The organism is Chromobacterium fluminis (assembly GCF_011602385.1).
GTDB classification, from domain to species: domain Bacteria; phylum Pseudomonadota; class Gammaproteobacteria; order Burkholderiales; family Chromobacteriaceae; genus Chromobacterium; species Chromobacterium fluminis.
Genome location: NZ_JAAOMA010000062.1, coordinates 1 through 22,010, shown reverse-complemented (window position 1 = coordinate 22,010; position 22,010 = coordinate 1). Strand labels below are relative to the sequence as shown.

The 22,010-nt window shown below is 60.4% G+C and carries 26 protein-coding genes; 9 read left to right on the top strand and 17 right to left on the bottom strand.

Annotation, left to right across the window (positions count from 1 at the left end; genetic code table 11):
- Nucleotides 1-23 precede the first annotated feature (23 nt).
- A complete protein-coding gene (locus tag HA052_RS25050; protein ID WP_166454108.1) occupies nt 24-239 on the bottom strand; it encodes a hypothetical protein in 216 nt (71 codons plus the stop codon).
- A gap of 255 nt (nt 240-494) precedes the next feature.
- Here HA052_RS25050 and HA052_RS25045 point away from each other — a divergent pair, with 255 nt between their 5' ends.
- From HA052_RS25045 to HA052_RS28290, 4 genes are all read left to right on the top strand, one after another.
- On the top strand, nt 495-1,262 hold the full coding sequence (locus HA052_RS25045; protein ID WP_166454107.1) for a hypothetical protein: 768 nt from the start codon (nt 495-497) through the stop codon (nt 1,260-1,262).
- A 635-nt stretch (nt 1,263-1,897) separates the two neighbouring features.
- A complete protein-coding gene (locus HA052_RS25040; RefSeq protein ID WP_166454106.1) occupies nt 1,898-3,910 on the top strand; it encodes a methyl-accepting chemotaxis protein in 2,013 nt (670 codons plus the stop codon).
- Nucleotides 3,911-3,981: 71 nt separating this feature from the next.
- Nucleotides 3,982-4,770, top strand: a complete 789-nt coding sequence (locus HA052_RS25035; RefSeq protein WP_166454105.1) for a substrate-binding periplasmic protein — start codon at nt 3,982-3,984, stop codon at nt 4,768-4,770.
- 106 nt (nt 4,771-4,876) lie between these two features.
- Nucleotides 4,877-5,275, top strand: a complete 399-nt coding sequence (locus HA052_RS28290) for a GFA family protein (protein ID WP_166454104.1) — start codon at nt 4,877-4,879, stop codon at nt 5,273-5,275.
- Between the two features lie 83 nt (nt 5,276-5,358).
- On the opposite strand, the gene HA052_RS25025 is transcribed toward HA052_RS28290, so the two are convergent.
- The 4 genes from HA052_RS25025 to HA052_RS25010 all read right to left on the bottom strand — a co-directional run bounded on the left by HA052_RS25025 (nt 5,359) and on the right by HA052_RS25010 (nt 7,838).
- On the bottom strand, nt 5,359-5,784 hold the full coding sequence (locus HA052_RS25025; RefSeq protein ID WP_166454103.1) for a universal stress protein: 426 nt from the start codon (nt 5,782-5,784) through the stop codon (nt 5,359-5,361).
- Nucleotides 5,785-5,827: 43 nt separating this feature from the next.
- Nucleotides 5,828-6,898, bottom strand: a complete 1,071-nt coding sequence (gene arsB, locus HA052_RS25020) for an ACR3 family arsenite efflux transporter (RefSeq protein WP_439823249.1) — start codon at nt 6,896-6,898, stop codon at nt 5,828-5,830.
- 84 nt (nt 6,899-6,982) lie between these two features.
- Nucleotides 6,983-7,462 (bottom strand): arsenate reductase ArsC, encoded by a 480-nt coding sequence (locus HA052_RS25015; RefSeq protein ID WP_166454102.1) that lies wholly within the window; start codon nt 7,460-7,462, stop codon nt 6,983-6,985.
- 16 nt (nt 7,463-7,478) lie between these two features.
- Complete coding sequence (locus HA052_RS25010; RefSeq protein WP_166454101.1) at nt 7,479-7,838, bottom strand: ArsR/SmtB family transcription factor; 360 nt, start codon at nt 7,836-7,838, stop codon at nt 7,479-7,481.
- Nucleotides 7,839-7,969: 131 nt separating this feature from the next.
- Between HA052_RS25010 and arsH the strand changes: the two genes are divergently transcribed.
- Nucleotides 7,970-8,692: an arsenical resistance protein ArsH gene (arsH, locus tag HA052_RS25005; protein ID WP_166454100.1), complete on the top strand. Its 723-nt coding sequence runs from the start codon at nt 7,970-7,972 to the stop codon at nt 8,690-8,692.
- Between the two features lie 211 nt (nt 8,693-8,903).
- Nucleotides 8,904-9,359: a hypothetical protein gene (locus tag HA052_RS27475; RefSeq protein ID WP_206119046.1), complete on the top strand. Its 456-nt coding sequence runs from the start codon at nt 8,904-8,906 to the stop codon at nt 9,357-9,359.
- 224 nt (nt 9,360-9,583) lie between these two features.
- On the opposite strand, the gene HA052_RS24995 is transcribed toward HA052_RS27475, so the two are convergent.
- The 6 genes from HA052_RS24995 to HA052_RS24970 all read right to left on the bottom strand — a co-directional run bounded on the left by HA052_RS24995 (nt 9,584) and on the right by HA052_RS24970 (nt 13,998).
- On the bottom strand, nt 9,584-10,207 hold the full coding sequence (locus HA052_RS24995) for an LbetaH domain-containing protein (RefSeq protein ID WP_166454099.1): 624 nt from the start codon (nt 10,205-10,207) through the stop codon (nt 9,584-9,586).
- 74 nt (nt 10,208-10,281) lie between these two features.
- Nucleotides 10,282-10,851 (bottom strand): cysteine dioxygenase, encoded by a 570-nt coding sequence (locus HA052_RS24990; RefSeq protein ID WP_166454098.1) that lies wholly within the window; start codon nt 10,849-10,851, stop codon nt 10,282-10,284.
- Nucleotides 10,852-11,025: 174 nt separating this feature from the next.
- The gene (locus tag HA052_RS24985; RefSeq protein ID WP_166454097.1) at nt 11,026-12,360 is read right to left on the bottom strand and encodes a DUF3422 family protein; all 1,335 of its coding nucleotides are present in this window, start codon (nt 12,358-12,360) and stop codon (nt 11,026-11,028) included.
- 132 nt (nt 12,361-12,492) lie between these two features.
- A complete protein-coding gene (locus HA052_RS24980) occupies nt 12,493-13,245 on the bottom strand; it encodes a hypothetical protein (RefSeq protein ID WP_166454096.1) in 753 nt (250 codons plus the stop codon).
- A gap of 14 nt (nt 13,246-13,259) precedes the next feature.
- The gene (locus tag HA052_RS24975; RefSeq protein WP_166454095.1) at nt 13,260-13,622 is read right to left on the bottom strand and encodes a 5-carboxymethyl-2-hydroxymuconate Delta-isomerase; all 363 of its coding nucleotides are present in this window, start codon (nt 13,620-13,622) and stop codon (nt 13,260-13,262) included.
- 157 nt (nt 13,623-13,779) lie between these two features.
- The gene (locus HA052_RS24970) at nt 13,780-13,998 is read right to left on the bottom strand and encodes a hypothetical protein (RefSeq protein ID WP_166454094.1); all 219 of its coding nucleotides are present in this window, start codon (nt 13,996-13,998) and stop codon (nt 13,780-13,782) included.
- A gap of 314 nt (nt 13,999-14,312) precedes the next feature.
- On the opposite strand from HA052_RS24970, the gene HA052_RS24965 reads away from it, so the two are divergent.
- The 3 genes from HA052_RS24965 to HA052_RS24955 are packed head-to-tail and all read left to right on the top strand — an operon-like array spanning nt 14,313 to nt 16,439.
- Complete coding sequence (locus HA052_RS24965; RefSeq protein ID WP_019100794.1) at nt 14,313-14,972, top strand: helix-turn-helix domain-containing protein; 660 nt, start codon at nt 14,313-14,315, stop codon at nt 14,970-14,972.
- Between the two features lie 4 nt (nt 14,973-14,976).
- Nucleotides 14,977-15,696, top strand: a complete 720-nt coding sequence (locus HA052_RS24960) for a VUT family protein (protein ID WP_206119045.1) — start codon at nt 14,977-14,979, stop codon at nt 15,694-15,696.
- Nucleotides 15,693-16,439 carry a metallophosphoesterase gene (locus HA052_RS24955; protein WP_166454093.1) on the top strand — a complete coding sequence of 249 codons (747 nt, stop codon included), beginning with the start codon at nt 15,693-15,695 and terminating at the stop codon, nt 16,437-16,439. The genes HA052_RS24960 and HA052_RS24955 overlap by 4 nt, the downstream gene beginning before the upstream one ends.
- Before the next feature lie 195 nt (nt 16,440-16,634).
- Here the strand turns inward: HA052_RS24955 and HA052_RS24950 are convergent, their stop codons facing one another.
- The 6 genes from HA052_RS24950 to chrA all read right to left on the bottom strand — a co-directional run.
- Nucleotides 16,635-17,093 (bottom strand): hypothetical protein, encoded by a 459-nt coding sequence (locus HA052_RS24950; RefSeq protein WP_166454092.1) that lies wholly within the window; start codon nt 17,091-17,093, stop codon nt 16,635-16,637.
- Between the two features lie 172 nt (nt 17,094-17,265).
- Nucleotides 17,266-18,180 carry an AraC family transcriptional regulator gene (locus HA052_RS24945; RefSeq protein ID WP_166454091.1) on the bottom strand — a complete coding sequence of 305 codons (915 nt, stop codon included), beginning with the start codon at nt 18,178-18,180 and terminating at the stop codon, nt 17,266-17,268.
- 78 nt (nt 18,181-18,258) lie between these two features.
- Nucleotides 18,259-18,768: a GNAT family N-acetyltransferase gene (locus HA052_RS24940; RefSeq protein WP_166454090.1), complete on the bottom strand. Its 510-nt coding sequence runs from the start codon at nt 18,766-18,768 to the stop codon at nt 18,259-18,261.
- A gap of 1 nt (nt 18,769) precedes the next feature.
- Entirely contained in the window at nt 18,770-19,333 is a 564-nt protein-coding gene (locus tag HA052_RS24935; RefSeq protein WP_166454089.1) for a putative glycolipid-binding domain-containing protein, read from the bottom strand.
- A gap of 122 nt (nt 19,334-19,455) precedes the next feature.
- A complete protein-coding gene (locus HA052_RS24930; protein WP_166454088.1) occupies nt 19,456-20,646 on the bottom strand; it encodes an MFS transporter in 1,191 nt (396 codons plus the stop codon).
- Nucleotides 20,647-20,678: 32 nt separating this feature from the next.
- Nucleotides 20,679-22,010 (bottom strand): chromate efflux transporter (gene chrA, locus HA052_RS24925; protein ID WP_166454087.1); only part of this gene is annotated, 1,332 nt, incomplete at its 5' end.

Here is a 22,010-nt window from a genome sequence, read left to right as displayed (position 1 = left end):
GTTTTTGGGAGGGGGGGGATTGTCTACCGTCTTCCCGAAGGTTGTTCACTGCGGCTGAGGTGCCCAATTCCGCTTGCTTCAGCTGCTCTGTGTGGTGGCTCTTCATTCAACGCTTGTTCTACGGCCAAGCGGCTGAGTATGTTTCGTATATTTTTATATTGAAATAAAAACTTGATCCAGAAGGTCAAAAAATGCGGAACCAATGATAAATTGATGATGTCTATTTTTGAAATAGTCATATCAAATACCGCTCATTATTCAAGGTGTTTGGTGATCATTAAAATCAAAGCTATTTCCCGTGTTGGGTTGCAAAACTTCACTGTAATGTAAACGTACCTCGCTAAAGCGATTTGCAAGTCAATCAAATGTTTTAAATAACAAGACCTGTCTTTAAAAATATAAAACATAGATTAATCTTTAGCACCCAAAGGAGGGGTAAGGAAAGCCAGTAGAGCCAAACCAAACCTTAACAGTTGTAAAGCAAAGGATGAAGAATGAAAATTAAATTTATCATGTTGCCACTTGTGTTTTCTGCAGCAGCTATGGCAAAGCCTGTCTACATAAATATAGATAGCAATGTCCAAAATAAATCAATAACTTATAATGCCAAAATAAGATTGGCTAGCGGCTCGGAGTGGGTTAACCTCGGTCCGGTTCATTCTGGTATGAATAAATTTAACATTCACGCTGATGTTGATGGTGAGGATGGGACTCTTTGGTTGGAAGGCTTGGGGAATCAGAAGTTTGTTTCCCACTTCTCCAAAGAAAAGGGAGATGATGTTATAGAGTTTAAATTCAATTCCCTGAAAAGTGAAAAGAAAGATGAGAACGCAGTCATTGAATATAATTCAACTGGTTCGGGGGGTGGGTTAAACTATAAGAAGTTAGGTGTTAATCGCAGGGCGGAAGTCTATGCATTGTCTCCGGACGCTACAAATTCTTGGTCTACAGTGTGTGAGTTTGCTGCGGCAGGGGTTACAGGGCAAAAAGTGCTTATCTGTGCCATAAAATCGACGCCTCAGATTGTGTTCACGAGTACCTCTGACTCCGGTCTGGCGTTTCGAGTTGGGGTATTTAAAGGGAATTTCTCGTCTAAATACTCAGCTTCTTATATTAAGGGCAAACCTACGAAGTATGGTTTTCAAGGGTGGCTTTTCTACTCGAAAATCAAATTTGATGGTGGTCCCAACCTTAACTTTGGGGAGTTCAGCGGAGGCGGCATTGGTGTAGGCTTATACACGGGGAATGGTATGTTTATGTAAGCCCTGGGAAGGCCTGAGCTAGCAACTCTCGTTGATGGGAATACAGGTTCCCTGGATGGGATTTGTCCAATCAGCAGAGTTATCTCAGGCACCCTATCGTCAGGATGACCGGATACTCCGGTTATCCTGCGCTTAGACCCGCTAACAAGAACCCGGACCCTGGTTGCGCCTCCTTGTCGTACTACTTGTACTGCCTGCGTCGGCGCGCCTTGGCTCAGGTACGCTGCGCGGTTTTTGTTAGCGCTTCTGATGTAGAAGTTCTTATCTGACCGTCAGACCTTGCCGGGAGGTGGAATGGCCCGTTTTGATAGGGGTGCGAACCTTCCTTAAGACCGCTCAGGTGGGCATGGCCAGGACCGGCAGGGTGGAACGATTTGCATGCTGTTTCCAGGCTTCGCCGGTCATGGCTGCCCGTCGGTGGCGGCGGTGTTCTTGGGGGGGACTACCAGCAGGTCATAATGCCGCTCGGTCCCAAACGTCAGCAGGGTGTCTACTGGATGGCCCGATGCGGTGATTTCCTTGGTCAGCGTTTAGCCGCTGATTGCAGGATTTGGTGTGTTGTTTCAAAAGTCGCCTATTCTGGAGCATGTGACTTTGCCCCGCTATACAGGCGGGGTTGCAAGCAGGAGTGCGCCATGGCCTCGCCCGTCGTCAAGTTGATGCAGCGTTTAAGCTATCCCAGCCGTTTTGCGCTGATTGGGGCGGTTTTCGCCGCCGCGTTGATCTATATGGTTTACGGTTTGTACCGAACCAATCAGGACAACATTGACTTTGCTCAAAAGGAAAGGGTGGGCGTCGCTTACATTTTGCCGCTTAACCGAGTGTCTTCGTCATTGGCGCAGGCGCAGGATTTGGTGGTGCGCGCCGCGCAGGGCGAAGCCGCCGCAAAGGCCGCATTGCCGGAGGCGCAAGCACGTTTAGACCAAGCCTGGTCGCAGTTTCAAAGCGTTCACGCCCAATTGGGGCCGATATTGCAAACGGAGGATGCCTGGAAGGCCGCTGATGGCGGACGCAAGGCATTGGCGCAGTTAAGCGGCGCGCCGTCCGAAAAGATTTTTGCCGGTTTCGACGATGCGGCAAGCAAACTCAACACGCTGCTTGGCGTTGCTAGCGATAACTCCAACCTGACCCTAGACCCGGATATCGACAGCTATTACTTGATGGATGCCGCCACGGTAAAGCTGCCGATGCTGATGAAAACCATAAGCGAGGCGCTGGCCCTGGCTAGTAAGCCCGAAGCGGGGCAGGCGCTAACCCCGGCCGAGCGCGATCGTCTGGTGGAGCTGCGCCCGATGATCAGCGGCGCGCATGATGGTTTGGACGGCGATCTAGCCAAGGTCTTAGCTTACAACCCCAGCCTCAAGGGCGAGCTGGACCCTGATATGCAGCAGATGAAGGCTTTCCGGCAGCAGCAGGCTGCGTCCGTTGACGGCGCTATTGCGGGAAAGACTGGGGCTGCGCTCAATCTTGCCGGCTTGGCCGCGCGCAATACCAGCGTGACCACTCACTTTAGCGATACCACTTTGCAAAGTCTGGATGCTTTGTTGCTAGTCCGCATCGGAAAAATGCAAACCCAGCGTAATCTTTATATCAGTATTGGGTTGGGCGCGATGCTGCTGGCCAGTTTTTTGTTTCATCAATTGTATTTGTCCATCACGCTGCAATTGGGCGGAGAGCCGTTCTATGTACAAAGCGTGGTGGAGCAGTTGGCGTCTGGCCGGCTGAGCACACACATTAATTTGCGAGAGCAAGACAAGGACAGCTTGTTGGCCTCTATCCGGCAAATGCGTAATCAACTACGGGATACCGTGTCTCAGTTGATGGAAACCTCTAAGCTGGTCAATGAAGCGGCAGACCAGATGGCGCAAAGTTCGCAGGGTATTGCGCTGAGCAGCGAACAGCAGACGGAGGCTGCGGCCAGCATGGCGGCCGCCATCGAACAGCTCAGCACCAGCCTTAAGGTGAGCGCTGAACAATCCCATCAAGCCGATCAGCTCTCGCGTTCCGCTGTGGATCAGTCTAGCGAAGGCAACGCGATCATTGATGAGGCCGGCGCCAGCATGGAGGGCATTGTGCGGGATGTTTCCTCCGCCTCGGATACGCTGGGCTCTTTAGGCAAGCAGTCTGAATCCATCGCCAGCATTGTCAGCGTGATTCGAGATATCGCCGACCAAACCAATCTACTCGCTCTTAACGCGGCCATTGAGGCCGCCCGCGCCGGGGAGCAAGGGCGCGGCTTCGCGGTGGTGGCGGATGAGGTGCGCAAGCTGGCGGAGCGAACGGCTCAGTCCACCACTGAAATCAGCACGATCGTGTCCGATATCCAGCGTTCTTCACAACATGCGATCACCAGCATGCAGGCTGGCATGCGCTCCGTCATGCAAGGTCAGGACAAAACTCACAATGCGAGCAACAGTATTGTTGCCATCCGGCAGTGCGTGGACTTGGTTCTGGAAAGCATTCAACAGATCAACCAGGCCTTGAAGGAGCAGAGCAGCGCCAGCCAAACGCTGGCGCAAAATTTGGAAAACGTGGCCAGGATGTCGGAAACCAATGCTGGCGCCGTTAAGACCAGCGCTCAAACGGCCGGCGAGTTGCAAGTCGTTTCGCAGCGCCTGGGGCAATTGGCCGGACGTTTTAGCGTCTGAGTGAAGGTGGGAAGTGTTGGCAATCAGGGGGCTTGCTCGCATCCGTACCCCATTCTTCTAGGGTGGTTGACATGGCTTCTAAAGTGATTGGCTTGTTCTTGACTGTTTGGTTTCCAGTGCAAGCCTTTGCGCTTGACGCGTCCATGGTTCAGATATGCGACGATGGTGAGGAATGGCCCCCATTCACTTACTACCAGCGCGTGGAGGGCAAACCAAGTCGTACTATCACGGGATTCTCCGTAGACGTTATTCGGAGCATTCTGAACAAGCACCGCATTCCTTTCACTATTACGCTGCTGCCTTGGAAACGGTGCCTGGGTTCGGTGGAAAATGGTGAAACCTATGCAATGGCGCTGAGCGTTAGCAAGAACCCTGATCGTGAGAAGAAGTATTTGTTCTCTACAGCCTACTATAAGACGCACTATTATGTTTTTTACTCCAAAGCCAAGTTTCAAAAGGGCTTGGGTCTAAAGAGTCAAGCTGATTTGAATAATTTTAGGCTGGGGGGTGTTAAGGGCTACGCCTATTCCGCGCTAAGCTTCATCGACAAAAGTAAAATGATACTTGCCAATAGTTATCCTGATTTGGTGCGGATGATGAAGGCTGGTCGGTTGGATGTCTTTGCCGAGGATTACGAGGTGATGGCGGGCATGGCGAGCATCGGCGTGTTGAACGTTATTGACGACGATGAGATTGGCAGAGTGCCGCTGCCAGGAATGGGCGGCAACCCGTTCCATATGATTTTTAGTCGAGTTAACCCCCGAGGCGTAGAGTTGTTGAACTTGGTCAATTCAGAACTGGAAATTATGCGTCAGTCAGGTGAGTTGAGCAGGATGCTTGCTATTTATGTCAAACAGTAAATTTTTCCATGACTTCGGCTTTGTGTGACTAACGAAATGAATTAAGCTTTCCAAGTGGATGATGATGCTTGGTTGGAGAAAGTGAACAGTTCTCAAGGAGGGGACAATGACGGCAAAGTCCTATCAAGGGGGATGCTTATGCGGCTGGATCCGGTTCCGGGCAACCGCGCCTGTTGAGAATCCGCATGCATGTTCTTGCAAAAATTGCCAGCGGCACACTGGGGCGCTTAGCGCTGTCTGGCTAGAGTTCCCTCGTGATCGTGTCGAGTGGACTGGGCCGGGTGGGGAACCCGCAGTGTATCGTTCCTCGGACTTTTCCAGCCGGGCTTTTTGCGCGCGCTGTGGCAGCTCCATTGGCGCGATTGACGACGCCCCGATGATAGCCTTGTTGTTGGGGGGGCTGGATGATTGCCAGCCGCCCGAGCTGGCACCAAGCGCACATGCTTTCGCAGATGGTAAGCCGACATGGTGGAGGGAGGCTGTGGTGCATCAGGCCTGGGACTAATCCGCGTGGAGCTTGTGCTTAGTGCCTGAATTTAGTTCAAACTCTCGTGAATTAGAATAGTCTGTGAGATTTTTCAGTTGCTCTTATGAGGGCATGACCAGGACCGGTAGGGTGGAGCGAGTGGTAATTTGCTTCCAGGGCTCTCCGCTGATGGCATCTCGCAGGCGGTGGTGCTCGTGGGGTTTGCAGACCACCAGCAGGTCAAAATGTTGCTCGGTTCCAAACGCCAACAGGGTGTCAATGGGATGGCCCGATGCGGCGATCTCAACGATCAGGTTCACCCCCAGTGCTTGCGCCTCAGATTGCAGGATTTGGCGCGTTGCTTCCAATTGGGTGAGCGTGGCCAGTACAAAGGCTTCGCGGTCGCTCTCCATCAACTCGTCCAGTTGTTGACGGATGATCAATAGGGTGAGCGTCGCCTCAAGCTGTCGCGCCAGTTGCAAGACCTGGCGGGCTGTGTGTGCCGGTGGCTGATCCCAGTCAAGTTGCATCAGCATGTTCTTAACCATTTCTAGCTCCTCGCGGGATGCTTTCCCTATTGAAGTTTAGCCGTTAGGCGCCTCTTTCATACCAGTCTTTGCTGGCGTTCACGATGCGAACGACCAGTAGCATGGCCGGCACTTCGATCAGCACACCGACGACGGTGGCCAAGGCCGCTCCGGAATGAAAACCAAACAAGCTGATGGCGGCGGCCACCGACAGTTCAAAGAAGTTGGACGCGCCAATCAAGGCCGATGGGCAGGCCACGTTGTGTTTTTCTCCGACGAGCCGGTTGAGCCAGTAGGCCAGGGCGGAGTTGAAGAACACTTGGATCAGAATGGGCACCGCCAGCAAGGCTATGACCAGCGGCTGCTTCAATATCGCTTCGCCCTGGAAGGCGAACAGCAGGACCAAGGTGGCGAGCAGGGCGGTCATGGACCAGGGGCCGATCTTGTTCATGGCGGCATCGAAAGCGGCTTGGCCTTTGGCCAGCAGCGCCTTGCGCCATAGTTGCGCCAGGATGACCGGAATCACGATGTAAAGCGCCACGGAAACGAGCAGGGTGTCCCATGGCACGGTGATGGCGGAGATGCCGAGCAGGAGGCCGACGAGCGGAGCGAAGGCCACGACCATGATGCTGTCGTTCAAGGCGACTTGCGACAGGGTGAACAAGGGGTCGCCATTAGTCAGCCGGCTCCACACGAAGACCATGGCGGTGCAGGGCGCGGCGGCCAGCAGGATGAGCCCGGCGATATAGCTGTCCAGTTGTTCCGCCGGGAGCATGGGAGCAAATAGGTTGCGGATGAACAGCCAGCCTAGAAAAGCCATGGAGAACGGTTTGACCAGCCAGTTCACCACCAGGGTTACGCCGATGCCGCGAACATGCTGTCGGACTTCGTGTAGCGCGCCAAAATCGACTTTGACCAACATGGGAATGATCATCACCCAAATCAGCAAGCCTACGGGCAGGTTGACCTGGGCGATTTCCCATTTTCCGATGGCCTGGAACACCTGGGGCAGCATTTGTCCCAGGGCGACCCCCGCGATGATGCAAAGAAAAACCCAGAGGGTCAGGTAGCGTTCGAACCGGTTCATCGGGGCTGGGGCGTCCTGGTGAAGGGCGGTGTTGCAAGGGGTGGACAAGGTGGTTCTCCTTGGTGCAAGGGAATGGCGTGGCCGGGTTCTTGCGGCCGTGTCGCGATCACTGGACCGCTCGGCGTGTTGTCTTCAGGGCAGCAGGGCGCCGATGCGATCCAGTTCCGCTTTCAGGCGCGCGCGGTCTTGTTGCAGTTCGGCCAGCGGCAAGGCGAGGAAGGCTTCTATCCGGGTGCGCAGAATGCGGTAGGTCGCCATGAAGGCGGCGTCGATTTCCGCGTCGGTGCCGGTGGCGTGGGCGGGGTCTTCCACCCCCCAGTGGCTACGCATCACCGGGCCGAGGTAGGCGGGGCAGGTTTCGCCGGCGGCGCTGGCGCAGACGGTGATGACGATGTCGGGCGTGGCGGGCAGATTGTCCCAGGATTTGCTGTGGAAGCCTTCGGCGGCAATGCCTTCGCGATTCAATAGCGCCAGCGAGCGGGGATGCACTTGCCCTGTGGGTTGGCTGCCCGCGCTCATGGCCCGCCAACCCTCCGGGGCCAGATGATTGAAAGTGGCTTCGCCCAGGATGGAGCGGCAGGCGTTTCCGGTACACAGAAAAAGGACGTTCATGGGGTCAACTTTCCGTTTAGTCATTAGGTAGTGAAGGGGGTGCGGCTTCGGGGCAGCATGAGTCCGCAGGCAGGCCGGCGCATTGCTCAGGGTGGCCCGCGCAGCACTCTTCGGTCAGGTAGGCGATCAATTCCAGCATCAAGCTTAGGTTGGCCCGATAGCGCTGGTAGCGTCCTTCCTGCTCCACCGACACCAGGCCGGCATGGCTCATGCCCTTGAGGTGGAAGGAGGCATTGTTGGCGGGAAGGTTGAGCGTGCTGGCGATTTGGCCAGCCACCATGCCTTCCAGTCCTTGCCTGACCAGCAAGCGGTAAATGTCGAGCCGGATGCCGGAGGACAGGGATTCGAAGATTTGGGTCGCGGTTTTGTTTTCCATGAATCAACTATACAAGAACTGTTGAAATAATGTCTAGATCCATTATCATGGCCTGCGTTCCGTTCACCCTTGTGAGGCCGCAACGCGGGGTCCGCACAGGGTGATTGACTCGTTATCAGCAGGAGGCCGCTATGTTCATCCATTCCCCTGATTTGCCCAATGTCCGGGCTGATCTATTTGAAAGCCCGTCGTATTCGCAGCTGTCCGCGGTGCCCGCATCCAAGCATGCGCCCCGATTTTTACTGCTGTACGGCTCGTTGCGCGAGCGCTCATACAGCCGTCTCTTGGCTGAGGAGGCGGGCCGTTTGTTGCTTGCGATGGGGGCGGAGGTCAGGATGTTCGATCCCAAGGGTTTGCCCTTGCCGGATGAGGCTCCGGACAGTCATCCCAAGGTGCAGGAGTTGCGTGAGTTGGTCTTGTGGGCCGAGGGCATGGTGTGGTGTACGCCGGAAAGGCATGGGGCGATGACCGGCATCATGAAGACGCAAATCGACTGGATTCCGCTGTCCGCTGGGGCCGTTCGTCCCACTCAGGGCAAGACTTTGGCGGTGCTGGAGGTGTCCGGCGGTTCTCAGTCGTTCAATGCGGTCAATCAGCTGCGCATTTTGGGACGCTGGATGAGGATGCTGACCATTCCAAATCAGTCCTCGGTGCCCAAGGCTTTTCTGGAGTTCGACGAGGGAGGCCGGATGAAGCCGTCCGCCTACTATGACCGAGTGGTGGATGTGATGGAGGAGTTGATGAAGTTCACGCTGTTGACCCGCGATGTTTCCCCCTATCTGACGGATCGTTACAGCGAGCGTAAGGAAAGCGCGGAAGCCTTGTCGCAGCGGGTGAACCAGCGGAGTATTTAGCCTATTGGAGTGAGGTGTTCAGCAGGCTATAGCAGTGGGAAGACTCATCATAGGGGTCTTCCATCAATGCCCTACCTAACTTACATCTTCAATTAAGCAGAGGCCGGCCGTGCTCGTATTTGGATGGGATCAACTACAATTAGGACTACACGACTTTATTTGCAGCAAACGACATCGCAGGAGGTGATGTAGCACCCAGGCGATGTCCGTCATGTCGAATCCCTTCCTGCGCGATGCCGCAGACCAGACCGAGCGTATTTATTCGGATGCGCTGAATCCCTTGCTTCCCGCCGTGCCTCCCGTCGAGGCGACATTTCCCTCTTCTTCCCCAGTTCCAAGCGTGCCGGCCGGCGAGGCCAAGTCGCGGCGTGCCGTGTCGAGTATCGCGCCCGATGCCTACCTGCCTTTGTTCGAGGCCGCTTTGCGCAAGCATAAAGTCCCGCTGAATTTGCTGATGGCGCAGGAGTCCGGATTTCAATCCGCTGGCGGAAGGCCCGCCGACCCAGTGGGGGCGGCGAAGGGGATGATGCAGTACCTGGATGGCACGGCGGCGGGTCTGGGCATTAATCCTTTCGATCCGGCTCAGGCGATTGGTGTCGCCGCCAGTTTGCCGAGCGCTTGGCGAAGGGCTATTCGCCGTTCGATTGTAGGTATTCGATGTCGATAAATCGTGCTATTTGGTTGAAGTGAAAAAGCCCGCCTTGGATATTTGGCGGGCTTTTTTGTGCAAATTTTTCAGATAACGTGTGGAAATTCCAGTTTTCCTTAAGGCGAATATCTGAGGCGGATATGGGCGCTAGATTAAATTGCTGATTGATATTCAGCAGGGCTGAAGTAAAAAAAAATAACCCGCTGGCCGCTTCGGCGGCAGGGGAACCTGGAGGGCTGGGCTTATCCTTGTGGGTCTTGCTCCACCAGTTCCAGGCGCGCCACCACGGCGTGCGGCGGCAACAAGGTGCCGGGAGAGAGCACGGCGTTGGCGCCGATGCGGCTGTGATCGCCCACCAGCGCGCCGAATTTCTGCGTGGGCAGCGTCCAGGCTTGCTGGCGGCAGCGCAGCGTGATGGTCTTGTCGCGACGTTCGTTCCAGTGGTTGGCGATGACGGCGCCGGCTTCCATATTGACGTCCGCGCCCAGCACGGAGTCTCCGACGAAGTTGAAGTGGGCCAGCCGCGAGTAGGGGCCGACGATGCAGGTTTTGAGTTCTGATCCCGGCCCCACCGTCACGTCGTTGGCCAGCGCCACGCCGCCGCGCAAATAGGCGTGGGCGGCTACGCGGCAATGGGGGCCGATCAGCAGCGGGCCTTTGAGCACGGCGCCGGCTTCTATCGTGGCGCTGCGGTGGATGGCGATGTCTCCGTCCACCGCCCAGTGCGCCGGGTCCAGCAAGGCGCATTGCCGCGCCAAGCTGTCGGGCAAGCGGCCGAGCCAGTGCCACGGGGGCTGGGCGCTGTCCAGCCAGGGAAAGTGGGTGAGCAGATCGGCGAACAACTCGGCGGGGAGGGCGGAGGGCATGATTGGGCCTGTTGCGTGCGGGGATTCGTATTGTAGAGCCGGCGGAGCAAGGCGGCCAGAAGGCCGCCGCGGCGTCAGATTTCGTACACCCAACTGATGGAGTCGCCGGGGCGTTCCACTTGGGAGGATTCCAGGCTGAACAGCTCCATTTTGCGCAGCGGCGGCGAATATAGATGCAAGGTGACCAGGTCTTCGCCGTAGGGTTGGAGGTTGGAGATCTGGTGGATGTCCAGATGGCTGTTGATGGTGAGGCTGCCGCTTTCCAGTCGATGGGATTCCACCGCGTACACCAAGCCGTGATCGGTGCGTTCGAACACCGTTTCGGTGGCGGCGCCTTGCAGTACGCGCAAGCCGCACAGGCTGCCGCGGTGGTTGTGGATGCGGCTGCGTTGGGTGCTGCGCCAACAGAGCAGCAAGAGTTCGCACCAGGGACTGAGATAGATCTGGTTGCGGCGGTAGCGTTCGTCGCTGAATTGGCGGAAGGGCAGCAGATCATCCGGGCTCAGTTGCAGCGAATCGTGAAACAGCCGGATCTGTTCGATGTTCAGATTGGCCTGGTAGGCGTCCAATTGCCGCAATGAGGCGGCCAGGCTGGGGCTGAGGGGGAAGGCGGACTGCGCGGCAGCGCAAAGCGTGTCGTTCATCGGTTTCTCCTTTGGCCGGCGCGTCCGCGGACAGTGGGCTCTGTCCGTCGGGCTGGAGCGCGGGCGGCGTTTTTCTGACTGGGCCCGCGCCGGCAAAGTTCGCGGCGGCGGTCCGCGTCTATGGTTTCGGTATAGCCGATGAGGCCGCGAGCCGGCTGCCTGAATGGGCAGGTTTCAGCCGCCTGGCGCGCCTGAGGCTTCTCCGTGGCGTTGCAGCGCGGACCGCGCGCGGCGCAGGCCCAGCGCGATGGCCAGCGCCAGCAAAGGCACCGCGGCGGCGGTGGCCAGCTCCACGTTGATGGGCAGGCCGGCGGCCTTGGCGCCTTTGAACAGGTAGCCGATCAGGCCGGCGCTGTAATAGGTGATGGCGGCGATGGACAGGCCTTCCACGGTTTGCTGCAGGTGCAGCTGCATGGCGGCGCGGCGCTCCATCGAGGTGAGCAGCGCTTGGTTCTGCCGTTCGCGGCGGATGTCCACGCGGGTGCGCAGCAGCGCGGTGGCGCGGTTGACCCGCGCGGCCAGTTCGCGCTGGCGAAAGGCCACGGCGCGGCAGGTGTCCATGGCGGGGGCCAGACGGCGCTGCACGAATTGCTGGAAGGGTTGCAGGCCGTGGATGCGGCGTTCGCGCAGTTCGGCGACGCGGTTGCGGACGATGTCGTAATAGGCGAGGGAGGCGTTGAAGCGGTGGTCGGTGCGGGACAGCGCGTTTTCCGCGGCGCCGGCCAGCTCGGTCAGCCGGTGCAGCAGCTGCGGTTCGCTGTCGACGGCCGCGCCGCTTATGGCGCCGGTGAGTTCGGCCAGTTCCTCGTCCACTTTGGCCAGCTCCGGGGCGATGCTCTTGGCCACCGGCAGCGCCAGCAGGGCCAGCATGCGATAGGTTTCCAGTTCCAGCAGCCGCTGCAGCATGCGGCCGGCTTGGCGGCGGCCCATGTAGAGGTCCGCCAGCAGATAGCGGGAGAAACCGTCTGGATGGATGCGGAAATCGGTGTAGGCGCGGCCGGCGCCGTCGCCTATCTCCGCGCCCGCCAGTTCGTGGCCGTTGAAGCATTGGGCGGCTAGGTCCTCGATGCGCAGCGGCAGCGCTCCGGGCGGCAGCAAGGCGGCATGGGCGGCCACCAGCACGTTGCCGGGCAATAGCGGCAGCCAGGTCGCCGGCAGGGCTTGCAAAGCGGGTTGGGCGAAGGGGCTGGATTCCGCGCCGTGGGCCAGAATGGTGAAACTGGAGAATTCGCCGTGGCGTTCCCAGCGCACGCGGCCAAACGGGGCGTCCAGCTGGAATTGACCGGCCTCGGGGTCCGGGACGGGTTGCCCTAATTGCTGGGCTAGTTCCCTGCATAGCCAGTTTTCCTGTTCGCGGCTGATGTGGCGGTGCAGATAGGCCAGGTAGCTGACCCGGTTGTCGGCGGCGAGCTGCAGCGCGGGCCTGGCGTGGGCTTCGCGGTTGAGTTGCCGGCGTTGCGGATGTTCGTTGAGGCGGAGGCGGGGCGGATCGGAGAGTTCGGCGGTCATGACGGGCTCCGGTGGCGGACAGTCTTCAGCATAAAACGTTTTATGCTGCAATGCAGCATATTTTGACGCCGGATTGTTTCGCCATGAAGAAAGGGCGGCCGTGGCCGCCCTTCCCGCTCCGCCGCGCCGGAATCAGTCCGGTAGGTTCAGCGCCGCCGCGCCCTTGGCGTCGAACCAGGCTACGCCGCTGCCCAGCATCGCCTGGCCGTTGCGCACGAACAGATTGTGCGGCATCGGCTGTTTCAGCTGCTCCAGGTAGGCCGGAGTGAAAATAGCGCTCCATTCGGCTTGCAACTGGCGGGCGTTGGCGATCTGGCGGCTGCCGCCCTTGTGGTTGATCCTGAGCGGAAAGTGCACGTAGCGGCTGGTCTGCTGAGCCTCGCCGGCAAGCGCAGAGCGTTGGAAGCCTTGCACCCGGGCTTCGAAAGCGGCGTCGCTTTCCTCGGTGACGTCCCGATACCAACGGCCTTCGGCGGCCGGCGCCATGTCGCCCATGGTCAGCGTTACCGGCAGCGTCTTGGTTTTCAGCGTCCAGTCGCCGTCCAGGCCCACGCTGTTGTCGAAGCTAAGCGGCTGGCCGTCGGCGCTGCCGTTGCTTTTGAAGCGCAGTTTGAACACGCCGCCGCCAGGTTCGCTCAGCAGCAGGGTTTCGCCTTGCAGCTTGCCGCGCAGCGGGATGTCCTTCAGATAGCGGCCGTAGAAGTAGTGGCCGCCGTCAAAGCTTTTGCCGTTTTTCACCAGCAGGCTCATGCCTATGCGTTCCTGGCCCAGCGTGCCTTCCAGGTTGACGCGGTCGATGTCGTCTGCGGCGTGGGCCGCGCCGGCCAGGCCGGCGAGCAGGGCGGCGGCCAGCAGGCCGCGGGATGCGAGTTTGAGCGCTGTCATGGGATGTTTCTCCGTTAACGGGCGATGAGGCGTTTGCGGTAGCTGGCGCGGTCTATTTCCTGGATTTCCACGCACAATTGCACTTCCATGCCCGGCGGCAGCGCGGCGCTGTCGGCCAGCGCTTGCAGGCTCAGTTCGGACAGCTGCTGTTTCTCCTCGGGGCTGCGCCCGCTGAGTATGGCCAGTTTGGCGTGGACGAAGCCGCGTGGCAGATCGTGGACGCCGATGCGGCAGGCGTCCAAGGCCACGGCGCGGCTTTTGATGTCGGCTTCTTCGAAGTGGCCGCTGGCCAGCAGCGCGCGGTTGATGTCCAGCAGCGCGTCCGCGGCGGCGAAGCCGGCCAGATTTCCGCTGTACTCCAGTGTCAGATGGGGCATGTGTGGGCCTGTGGTGTTGCGCCGCCTTCCGCTCGCCGGGCGGGCGAGGGAAGGGATTGGCGGCGGTCGATACGCCATTGTATTGCAATGGCCCGACGCACCCAAGCCCAGGGCGGGCAAACAGCGGAGGCGGGGGCTGGAGACGCGTTCGGCGCGTTCAGCGTTTTTTCGCGATTCGGATCAGGCTTTGGATGTCTTCCGGCTTGATGACCTCGTGCTCCAGGCTGCGGCTGATCAGTTCCAGCAAATAGGTTTTCTTGAATACCGGGGAGCCTTCCCATTCACTGCCCGGCTGTCCAATCACGCTGGCTTGGGTAATGATGGCGGGTTCGCCGTCAATGACGTCCAGCGCGAATTCATCTTCTGAAATTCTCATTTAAGCGTTTCCTCTGCATTGCGCGATGGCAGGCTATTTCGTCGTTTTAATTGTTCTTATTGATATTCTTCTTCTTTTAAATTTATGGTTCGCGAGTATCTTGCGCATGCCTCGAATGATATAGTGTTGCCAAATTATTATATTGTCTTTTTGTTTAAAAGAGTAGTGACGAAATTACAAAAGAATAGCCTGATAAGAACAATATGGTTTGATGCTTGCGTCCGGTTTGGCGCTTGCGTTTAAAATGGGCGCGCATGTTGGGATATGAAATTAAAAATGAAATCAGAACGGATTCGACTTACATGGAGGGCTGAATGAGCAGGGCGGTGTGGAAAGAGGAGGCCGAGCATGGCGCTTTGTTGAGCAAGGCGTCGAAAAACCTGACGTGTCTGATGGGGCGCGCCGGCGTAGACGCCGCGCAATTAAGCGAGGCGATAGGCCTGGGCGTGGCGACGATCAACAATATCAAGCGCGGCGTGGGCAACCCCACTTTGCTGACCTTGATGGAGCTGGCTCGGTTTTTCGATGTCAAGTTGAGCGATTTCGTGGAGAGCGATCTGGGAGGCGAAGCCGTCGGCAGCCCTGCGGCCATCGCGGTGCCCTTGATCAAATTCACCGAGTTGACCCTGTTTTTTGACGGGATGATTATCGAGCCGGAACGCTATTTTGTGGATGCCGCCGGCTTTGACGCCGCGGAGGCGTTTGCGGTGTTGTTGAACAATGATTCGCTGTTTCCCAGTTTTTCTCAGGGCAGCGTTTTCATCGTGGCTCGGCAGGAGCGTCCGGCGGACGGCGATGTGGTCTTGGTCAGCATGGCCGGCCAGCAGCCTTGTTTCCGCCGGATATTCATCGACGGCGAGCATTTTCTGTTTTCAAGCATTTCCTTGATGCATGATTTGCAGCCTTTCGTATGCCGGGATTTCAAGGTGCTTGGCGTGGCGGTCAAAGCGATTAAGACTTTTAGCGCGGGATGAAGGTGTGGAACAGTTTAGAGTTTATGGTTTTATCGTGGGTTTGTCGGTGACCATCATGGTGGTGTGCGATTCGCTGGTGTACAAGACGCTGGACATTTACGGCTTGAAAATCACCGCCAGCGGCATCGTGTTTTCGCTTTGCTATCTTTTGTCCACGGTGTCCACCGAGGTGTACGGCTATAAGCTGGGCGGGCGCACGGTATGGATTCTGGTGGTGTGCCAGACATTTTTTGTTTTGATCATCAATGCCTTCGCCTTGCTGCAACCGGATAATAACGAGATTTCCAAGCAGTACTACCTGTTGTTCAACGAGTTTTGGCGAGTGATGGTGGGTACCTGGATCTCGGTGCCGGCCTCTTATTTTTGCAATGGATTTGTCGTGTCGCGGATGAAGGTCTTTTTCGCCGGCCGCTTCTTTTTCATTCGCTACGTCATCGCGTCCATGCTGGCCCAGGCGGTGCTGCTGACGACGGCCTATCCCATCAGCCTGTCGTCGCGCTATAGCGGGCAGGAGCTGCTCAACATCATCGCCACCACCTGGTCTTACAAAGTGTTCGTTTCCATCGCCTTGTTGCCGGTGGGCTATTACCTTGTGGGGGTGGTGAAGAGGATAGAAAAGACCGATTACTTTGACTGGAGCGTGTCCTACAACCCCTTGGCAGTGTTCAAGGAGGACGGCGAAGACGTCAAGAGAAACAAATACGCAATGGAGGAGGGACAATGAGGGCCGCGCAGATTTCCGACACGCACCTGTTCGCCGAGGCCGGCGGCCAGTTGATGGGCTACGACACTTACCGCGAGTTTGACCGGGTGCTGGAGCAATTGGAGCGGCGGCACGCGGCGGAGCTGGACGCGATTCTGGTTACCGGAGACATTTCCCAGGATGAGAGCGCCGCTTCCTACGAGCGCTTTGCGCAGCGGCTGGAGCGGACGGGCCTGCCGGTGTACTGGTTGGCCGGCAACCACGACGCCGCGCCCTTGGCGGCCGAGGTGTTGGGTCGTTACGACTTCATGCGGCCGCTGGAGCGTCTGGAAACGGCGGATTGGCTGCTGCTGGCGCTGGATTCGGTCCGGCCGGGCACGGACGACGGCCATATCGACGAGCGCGCCGCCACCGCTTTCCGGCAACGGCTGGCCGGAGCCGAGGCCGCCGGCAAGCGCTGCGCCGTGCTGCTGCATCATCATCCGGCGGCGGTGGGCACGCCGCTATTGGACAGCTGCATGTTGCAAGACACGGAGCGGTTTTGGGAGTTAATGGAGGAGACGCCGCGCTTGCAAGTGCTGCTGTGCGGCCATGCGCATGGGGATTACCGGCTGGAGGCGCGCGGCGTGGCGCTGGAAGTCTGTCCGGCCAGCTGTTTTCAGTGGCGCAAGGGCACGGCGGCGCTGGACACCGTGGACGCGCGCGGCTACAAGCTGCTGGAGTTCGACGCCGCCGGCTTCCGCAGCCAGACCGTGATGATTTAGGGCCTGTTTTCAACGCTGTATCGCCGACGCGCAGCAGATCATAAACAGGTTATTAGAGTCTGTTCAAAGTCTCGCGAGCTAGGGCGAGACAAGGCGAAAACGGCTGAGAAAGCGGAATGTACACGTGGTACATGAGCATTTCGAAGCGGTTTTCAACGCCGTATCGCCGACGCGCAGCAGACTATGAACAGGCTCTTAGCTCGGTCTGGCCCGCCGCAACGCCAGCACCTTGCCTGAGCCGTCCGCTGCCGGCGCGTCCTGGCGGCGGGCCTCGGCCGCCGCGCGGCTGATGTGGCCGGAGACGGCGCGGCCTTTCTGAAACCCCGTGGCGTAGGCGATCTTACAGACTTCCTGCGGATGCAGGTCCGAGAAATAGTCGATATTCCGGCAGATGCTTTCGCCGGAAAACGTTTCGCTATTGCCGTGCAAATGAATCCGGTATTGATTGCCGCGCAGTTCTTCCTCCACCTTGCAGCGTTTCTCTTCTTCTTTCCGATTGTTTTCCAAGAGCGCTATTTTTATCAGGTCCCGCGGCCGGATGGCGGACAGAATCTGATTGCTGGCCAGGATGTCGGCGTGGGAAAGCTTGACGAAGTCGTGGCTGCCGTAAAGCTTGAACAGATAGAGATATTCCTTGGAATTCTTCTTGAGCATTCTGTCGCACAGTACCAGTTGGTAGGGTGGATTGAATACGCTGATGATCCATTTTTTTATTCGAGTCAGAAAAAGAGCGCGCATCGTGCATTACCCCTGCATTTAACGCGCTCTAGTTTACCGAAAGCCGACAAAAGGCGCTTGAGGGAATGTTTTTGGAATATCCTGATTGTTATTGTTTTAGCGGAGCAGCGGATCCGATTTTCGGCGCGGGCGCTTGCAGCGGCAGAAACAGATCGCAGACGGCTTCGTTTTCCGCCACATCGGGGTAGAAACGGACGCGCTGGAGAAACAGCGGGAAATCGCGCGGAGTTTCGCCGCTGGCGGGCAGCCATTCCGCGTACAAGCGGCGCGCGAGGGCGGCCAGCGCGTCGTCGGAGCCGATGTGGCGCAGCCGGGCGCAGCGTCCGGCGGGAATCAGCGCGGCGCGCACCCCTTGGCGGTTGGCGGCGATGTCGCCGTCGAACGCGGCGCACAGACCGAAGCGATAGTCCGCCGGCGCGCAGTTGTCCGGGTCTTCGTATAACAGGTTGTAGGTGGCGGCGGCGCTGGGCGGCAGGCGGTGTTCCCGCCGCCAGTCGATGAAGTTGCGCAGGCTGTCGCCCAAGAGAGCGGGGTCGCCGCGGTGTTCCAGCAGGGCGATCGGGGTGGCGGGGAAGTCGACGATGTCGACGGCTAGCGGGATTTGGCGGGATGGCATGGAACGGCTCCTCAGTTGGGATAGGGCGTGGAAGTGCTGATGCCAAGGCCGCCAGTGCGGCCGCCGCCTAAAGGCGGACGGCGTCTGGCCCGTCGCCTGACGGAAAGCGCGGGCAAAGGCTTCCGGGCTGTGGTAGCCGCTGTCCAGCGCGATGTCCAGCACGGCGCAGCGGCGGAAGGCCAGCCGCTCTCCGGCGCGGCGCAGCCGGCAGAGCCGCACGTATTGGTGCAGGCTAAGGCCGAAGCGGGCGCGGAACAGGCGGTGGAAATGGAAGCGCGAGCAGGCGGTCACCCGGCTGAGCCGTTCCAGGCTCAGGTCGGCGTCCAGATGGGCGTCGATATAGGCCAGCGCCTTGTCCAGGCGCGGGCTGGCGGTGTCGTGTTGCATGCTTTCCTCCTTGGCGCCGCCAGTCTAGCGCGGCCGCGCCGCCGCGCGCCTGACCGATCTTGCGGTGTTCGGGGTGATTCAAAACAGCGGTTTGTGCATCGCCACGCGTCGCTTGAGGCCGTGCTGGGCCTCGGCGCGCAATAGGGCCAACAGGAAGAGCGGGCAGTCGGCGGCGTCGAGGCGCAGGAAACCGCGTTTGTAGTAGTAGGGCGCGTTCCAGGCCAGGTGTTCGAAGGTGGTCAGCGTTAGCCGGCGCAGGCCCAGCCGGTGCGCGGCGGTTTCCGCGTGCGCGATCAGCGCCGAGCCCAGGCCTTGCCCCTGGCGTCGGGGGCAGACGTCCATTTCCTGCAGGTGCAGGCTGTCGTCGTAGCGGCGCGCCAGCAGGAAACCGTGCGTGCCGTCGGCGTCGGCGGCCACCCATAGCAGGCCGGCGGCGTGGGCCGCGGCCAGTTCGTCGCGGGGCAGCGCGTCGTCGGCCAGCGCCGGCGGCAGGTCTTGCGGATCGAAGCGGGCGGCGGCGGCGCGTTCGATTTCGGCCAGCCGGGCAAAGTCTTCCGGCGCGGCCGGGCGGATGCAAGTCGCGGCCATGTCAGCGCGCCTCCCGCCACAGGCCCTGGTAGTCGCGCGGCAGGCCGTCCGGGGTGAGGCTGAGTTCGGCCTGGAACGCGCCTTGCCGCGATTCGTAGCGGTAGCCGATCTCGGACAGGCGGGTGTAGCGCTGAGGCAGCGGGGCGAGAGTCAGCGCCGGGAACTGCAGCCAGGCGGCGTTCAGTTCCAGCACCGCGCCGATCTCAAGCCGGCCGCGGCGGATGGGCAGCAGATTGGTGGCCGGGGTGAAGGCCAGATCGATGTCGACGCAGCCGCGCACCTGCGGCTGTTCCGCGCCGTTGAGCCGCCAGTTGCGGTTGGCGTCGGTTTCCAGCAGCAAAGCGATGGCTTCCGCGCCGCGGTAGCCGTTCACCTCGACGCGACGTGTGCTCCAGTCCGGCGCGCAGTCCACCTGGTAGCGCAGCAGGCAGTTGACGCCGTCTTCGACGAAGACGGCGCAGCCGCTAAGGCGCGGACCCTGTTCGCCGTGTTCTAAGGCGGCATAATCGTGGCCGGGGGCGTCCAGCCGTTGCCAGACGATGGAGGAAACAAAGGTGTGGGACATGGGGCTGCTTGCTGTTTTTATGATGCCGTATTTCACCCCATTGCCCGTGTTCTTGTCCATGGCCGGCGCGGCGCTCGTTTTCGCCTTGTCTCGCTCTTGCTCGCGAGAGCGTAAACACGTTCTCAGGCGGCCTGGCCGGCCAGCCGCCGCTCCCGGCAATGCCACAGCAAGGTGGTAGCCAAGGCCAGCACGGCCAATGTGCCGCCGGCGACGAAGGTACTGGCGCTGCCGTGGCGGTCCCACATCCAGCCGGCCAGCACGCTGGCCAGCAGCAGGCACAGGCCGCTGACCAGATTGAACAGGCCAAAGGCGGTGCCCTTCATCTCGGCGGGCGTTTCCTCCGCCACCAGCGTGGCCAGCAGACCCTGGGTGAAGCCTAGGTGCAGCCCCCATAGGGCGATGCCGGCCAGAGTGACGGCGACGGAGCCGGACAGCGCCAGCGTGGCGTCGGCCAGAATCAGGATCAGCAGGCCTACGGCCAGCAGCGCGCTCTTGCTGAAGCGGTCGGCCAGCACGCCCACCGGGTAGGCGGTGAGCGCGTAGACCAGGCTCATCACCACCATGACCAGCGGCAGCCAGCTCAGCGGCAGGCCGTGGCGCTGCGCCAGCAGCACCAGAAAGGCCTCGCTGAAGCGGGCCAGGGTGAACAGCGCGCCGATGGCGACGATCCACCAATAGCGGCCGGAAAAGCGGCGCAGCAGCGCCAGGCGCAGCGGCGAGCGGAAAGGCTTGCGCTCGCCGCCGTCAGGCTCGCGCACGCCTGCCGCCAGCAGCAGCACCGCCAGCAAGGCCGGCAGGCAGGCCCACCACAGCACTTGCTGGATGTCGTCCGCCAGCCAGAACATCAGCGCGATGCCCAACAGCGGGCCGGCGAAGGCGCCGCAGGTATCCATGGACTGGCGCAGGCCGAAACAGGCTCCGCGGATTTCCGGCGGCGCGACGTCGGCCACCAGCGCGTCGCGCGGCGCGCCGCGTATGCCTTTGCCCACGCGGTCCATCAGCCGCGCGGCCAGCACGGTTTCGGCGCTGTGCGCCAGCGGGAACAGCGGCTTGCTCAGCGCCGCCAGGCCGTAGCCCAGCAGCAGCAAGCCCTTGCGCCGGCCCCAGTAGTCGCTGATGGCGCCGGAGAACACGCGCAAGATCAGCGCGGTGGATTCTGCCAGGCCCTCTATGATGCCCAGGGTCAGCGCGCTGACGCCCAGGGTGGAGACCAGGAACACCGGCAACAGCGCGTGGATGATCTCGGAGGACATGTCCATGCACAGGCTGACCAAGCCCAGGGCCCAGATGGTGGCGGGGATGCGTGGCTGCATGCGCGCAGGCCTTTCTTGAAGTGGGAATTCGTTCACGGCAGACGCCACAGGCTGAGCAGCAGGCCGGCCAGCGCCGCGCCGGCTATCACCGGCATCACTTTGACTTGTCGTTTCAGCAGCGCCCAGGCCGCCAGGGCGGCGATGGCGGCGGCGGCCCAGTCCGCGCCTCCGCGCCAGCCCTGCGGCCACAGCACGTGCCAGCCGAAGAACAGGGCGAGGTTGGCGATCACGCCGACCACGGCGGCGGTGATGGCGGTCAGCGGCGCGGTCAGGCGGATTTGGCCATGGCTGTGTTCGATCAGCGGGCCGCCGGCCAGGATGAAGACGAAGGAGGGCAGGAAGGTGAACCAGGTGACCAGCGCCGCGGCCAGCGCGCCGGCTAGGAACAGGTGGTCCGGGCCCAGCAGCGCCTTGGCGTAGCCGCCGACGAAGCCGACGAAGGCCACCACCATGATCAGCGGCCCCGGCGTGGTTTCGCCCAGCGCCAGGCCGTCCAGCATTTGGCCGGCGCTCAGCCAGCCGTAATGCGCCACCGCGCCCTGGTAGACATAGGGCAGCACCGCGTAAGCGCCGCCGAAGGTCAGCAGCGCGGCCTTGGTGAAGAACCAGCCCATTTGGGTAAAGCCGCCGTGCCAGCCGTAGACTACGGCGAGCAGGGCCATCGGCAAGCTCCACAGCAGCAGGCCGGCCAGCACGGCGCGGCCGAGCCGGAGCCAGGAGAAGCGGGCGTGCGCCGGCGGCGGGGTGTGATCGTCGATCAGCGCCGGGCCGTAATGCGCATCCGCGCCGCCGTGGCCGCCGGCCTGGAACCAGCGCGGCCGCAGCCGGCCGACCAGCGCGCCGATCAAGGCCGCCGCCAGCACGATCAGCGGGAAGGGCATTTGCCACAGCGCGATGGCGCACAGCGAGGCCAGCGCCACGCCCCACAGCCAGGGCCGTTTCAGCGTGCGCGTGCCGATGCGCCAGGCCGCCTGGGCCACGATGGCGACCACCGCGGGCTTGATGCCGTAGAACAGGCCGGCGATCCAGGCCAGGTGGCCGTAGGCGATATAGACCCAGGACAGCAGCACCAGCAGGAAGAAGGACGGTAGCACGAACAGCGCGCCGGCGGCGACGCCGCCCCAGCCGCGGTGCAGCAGCCAGCCGATATAGGTGGCCAGTTGTTGTGCCTCCGGCCCGGGCAGCAGCATGCAGTAATTCAGGGCGTGCAGGAAGCGGCGTTCGGAAATCCAGCGCCGGCGCTCCACCAGCTCCTGGTGCATGATGGCGATCTGACCGGCCGGGCCGCCGAAGCTGATTAGGCCTAGCTTGAACCAAAAGCGGACGGCTTGCCAGAAACCGACGGGGGCGGGGGCGCTTAGGGG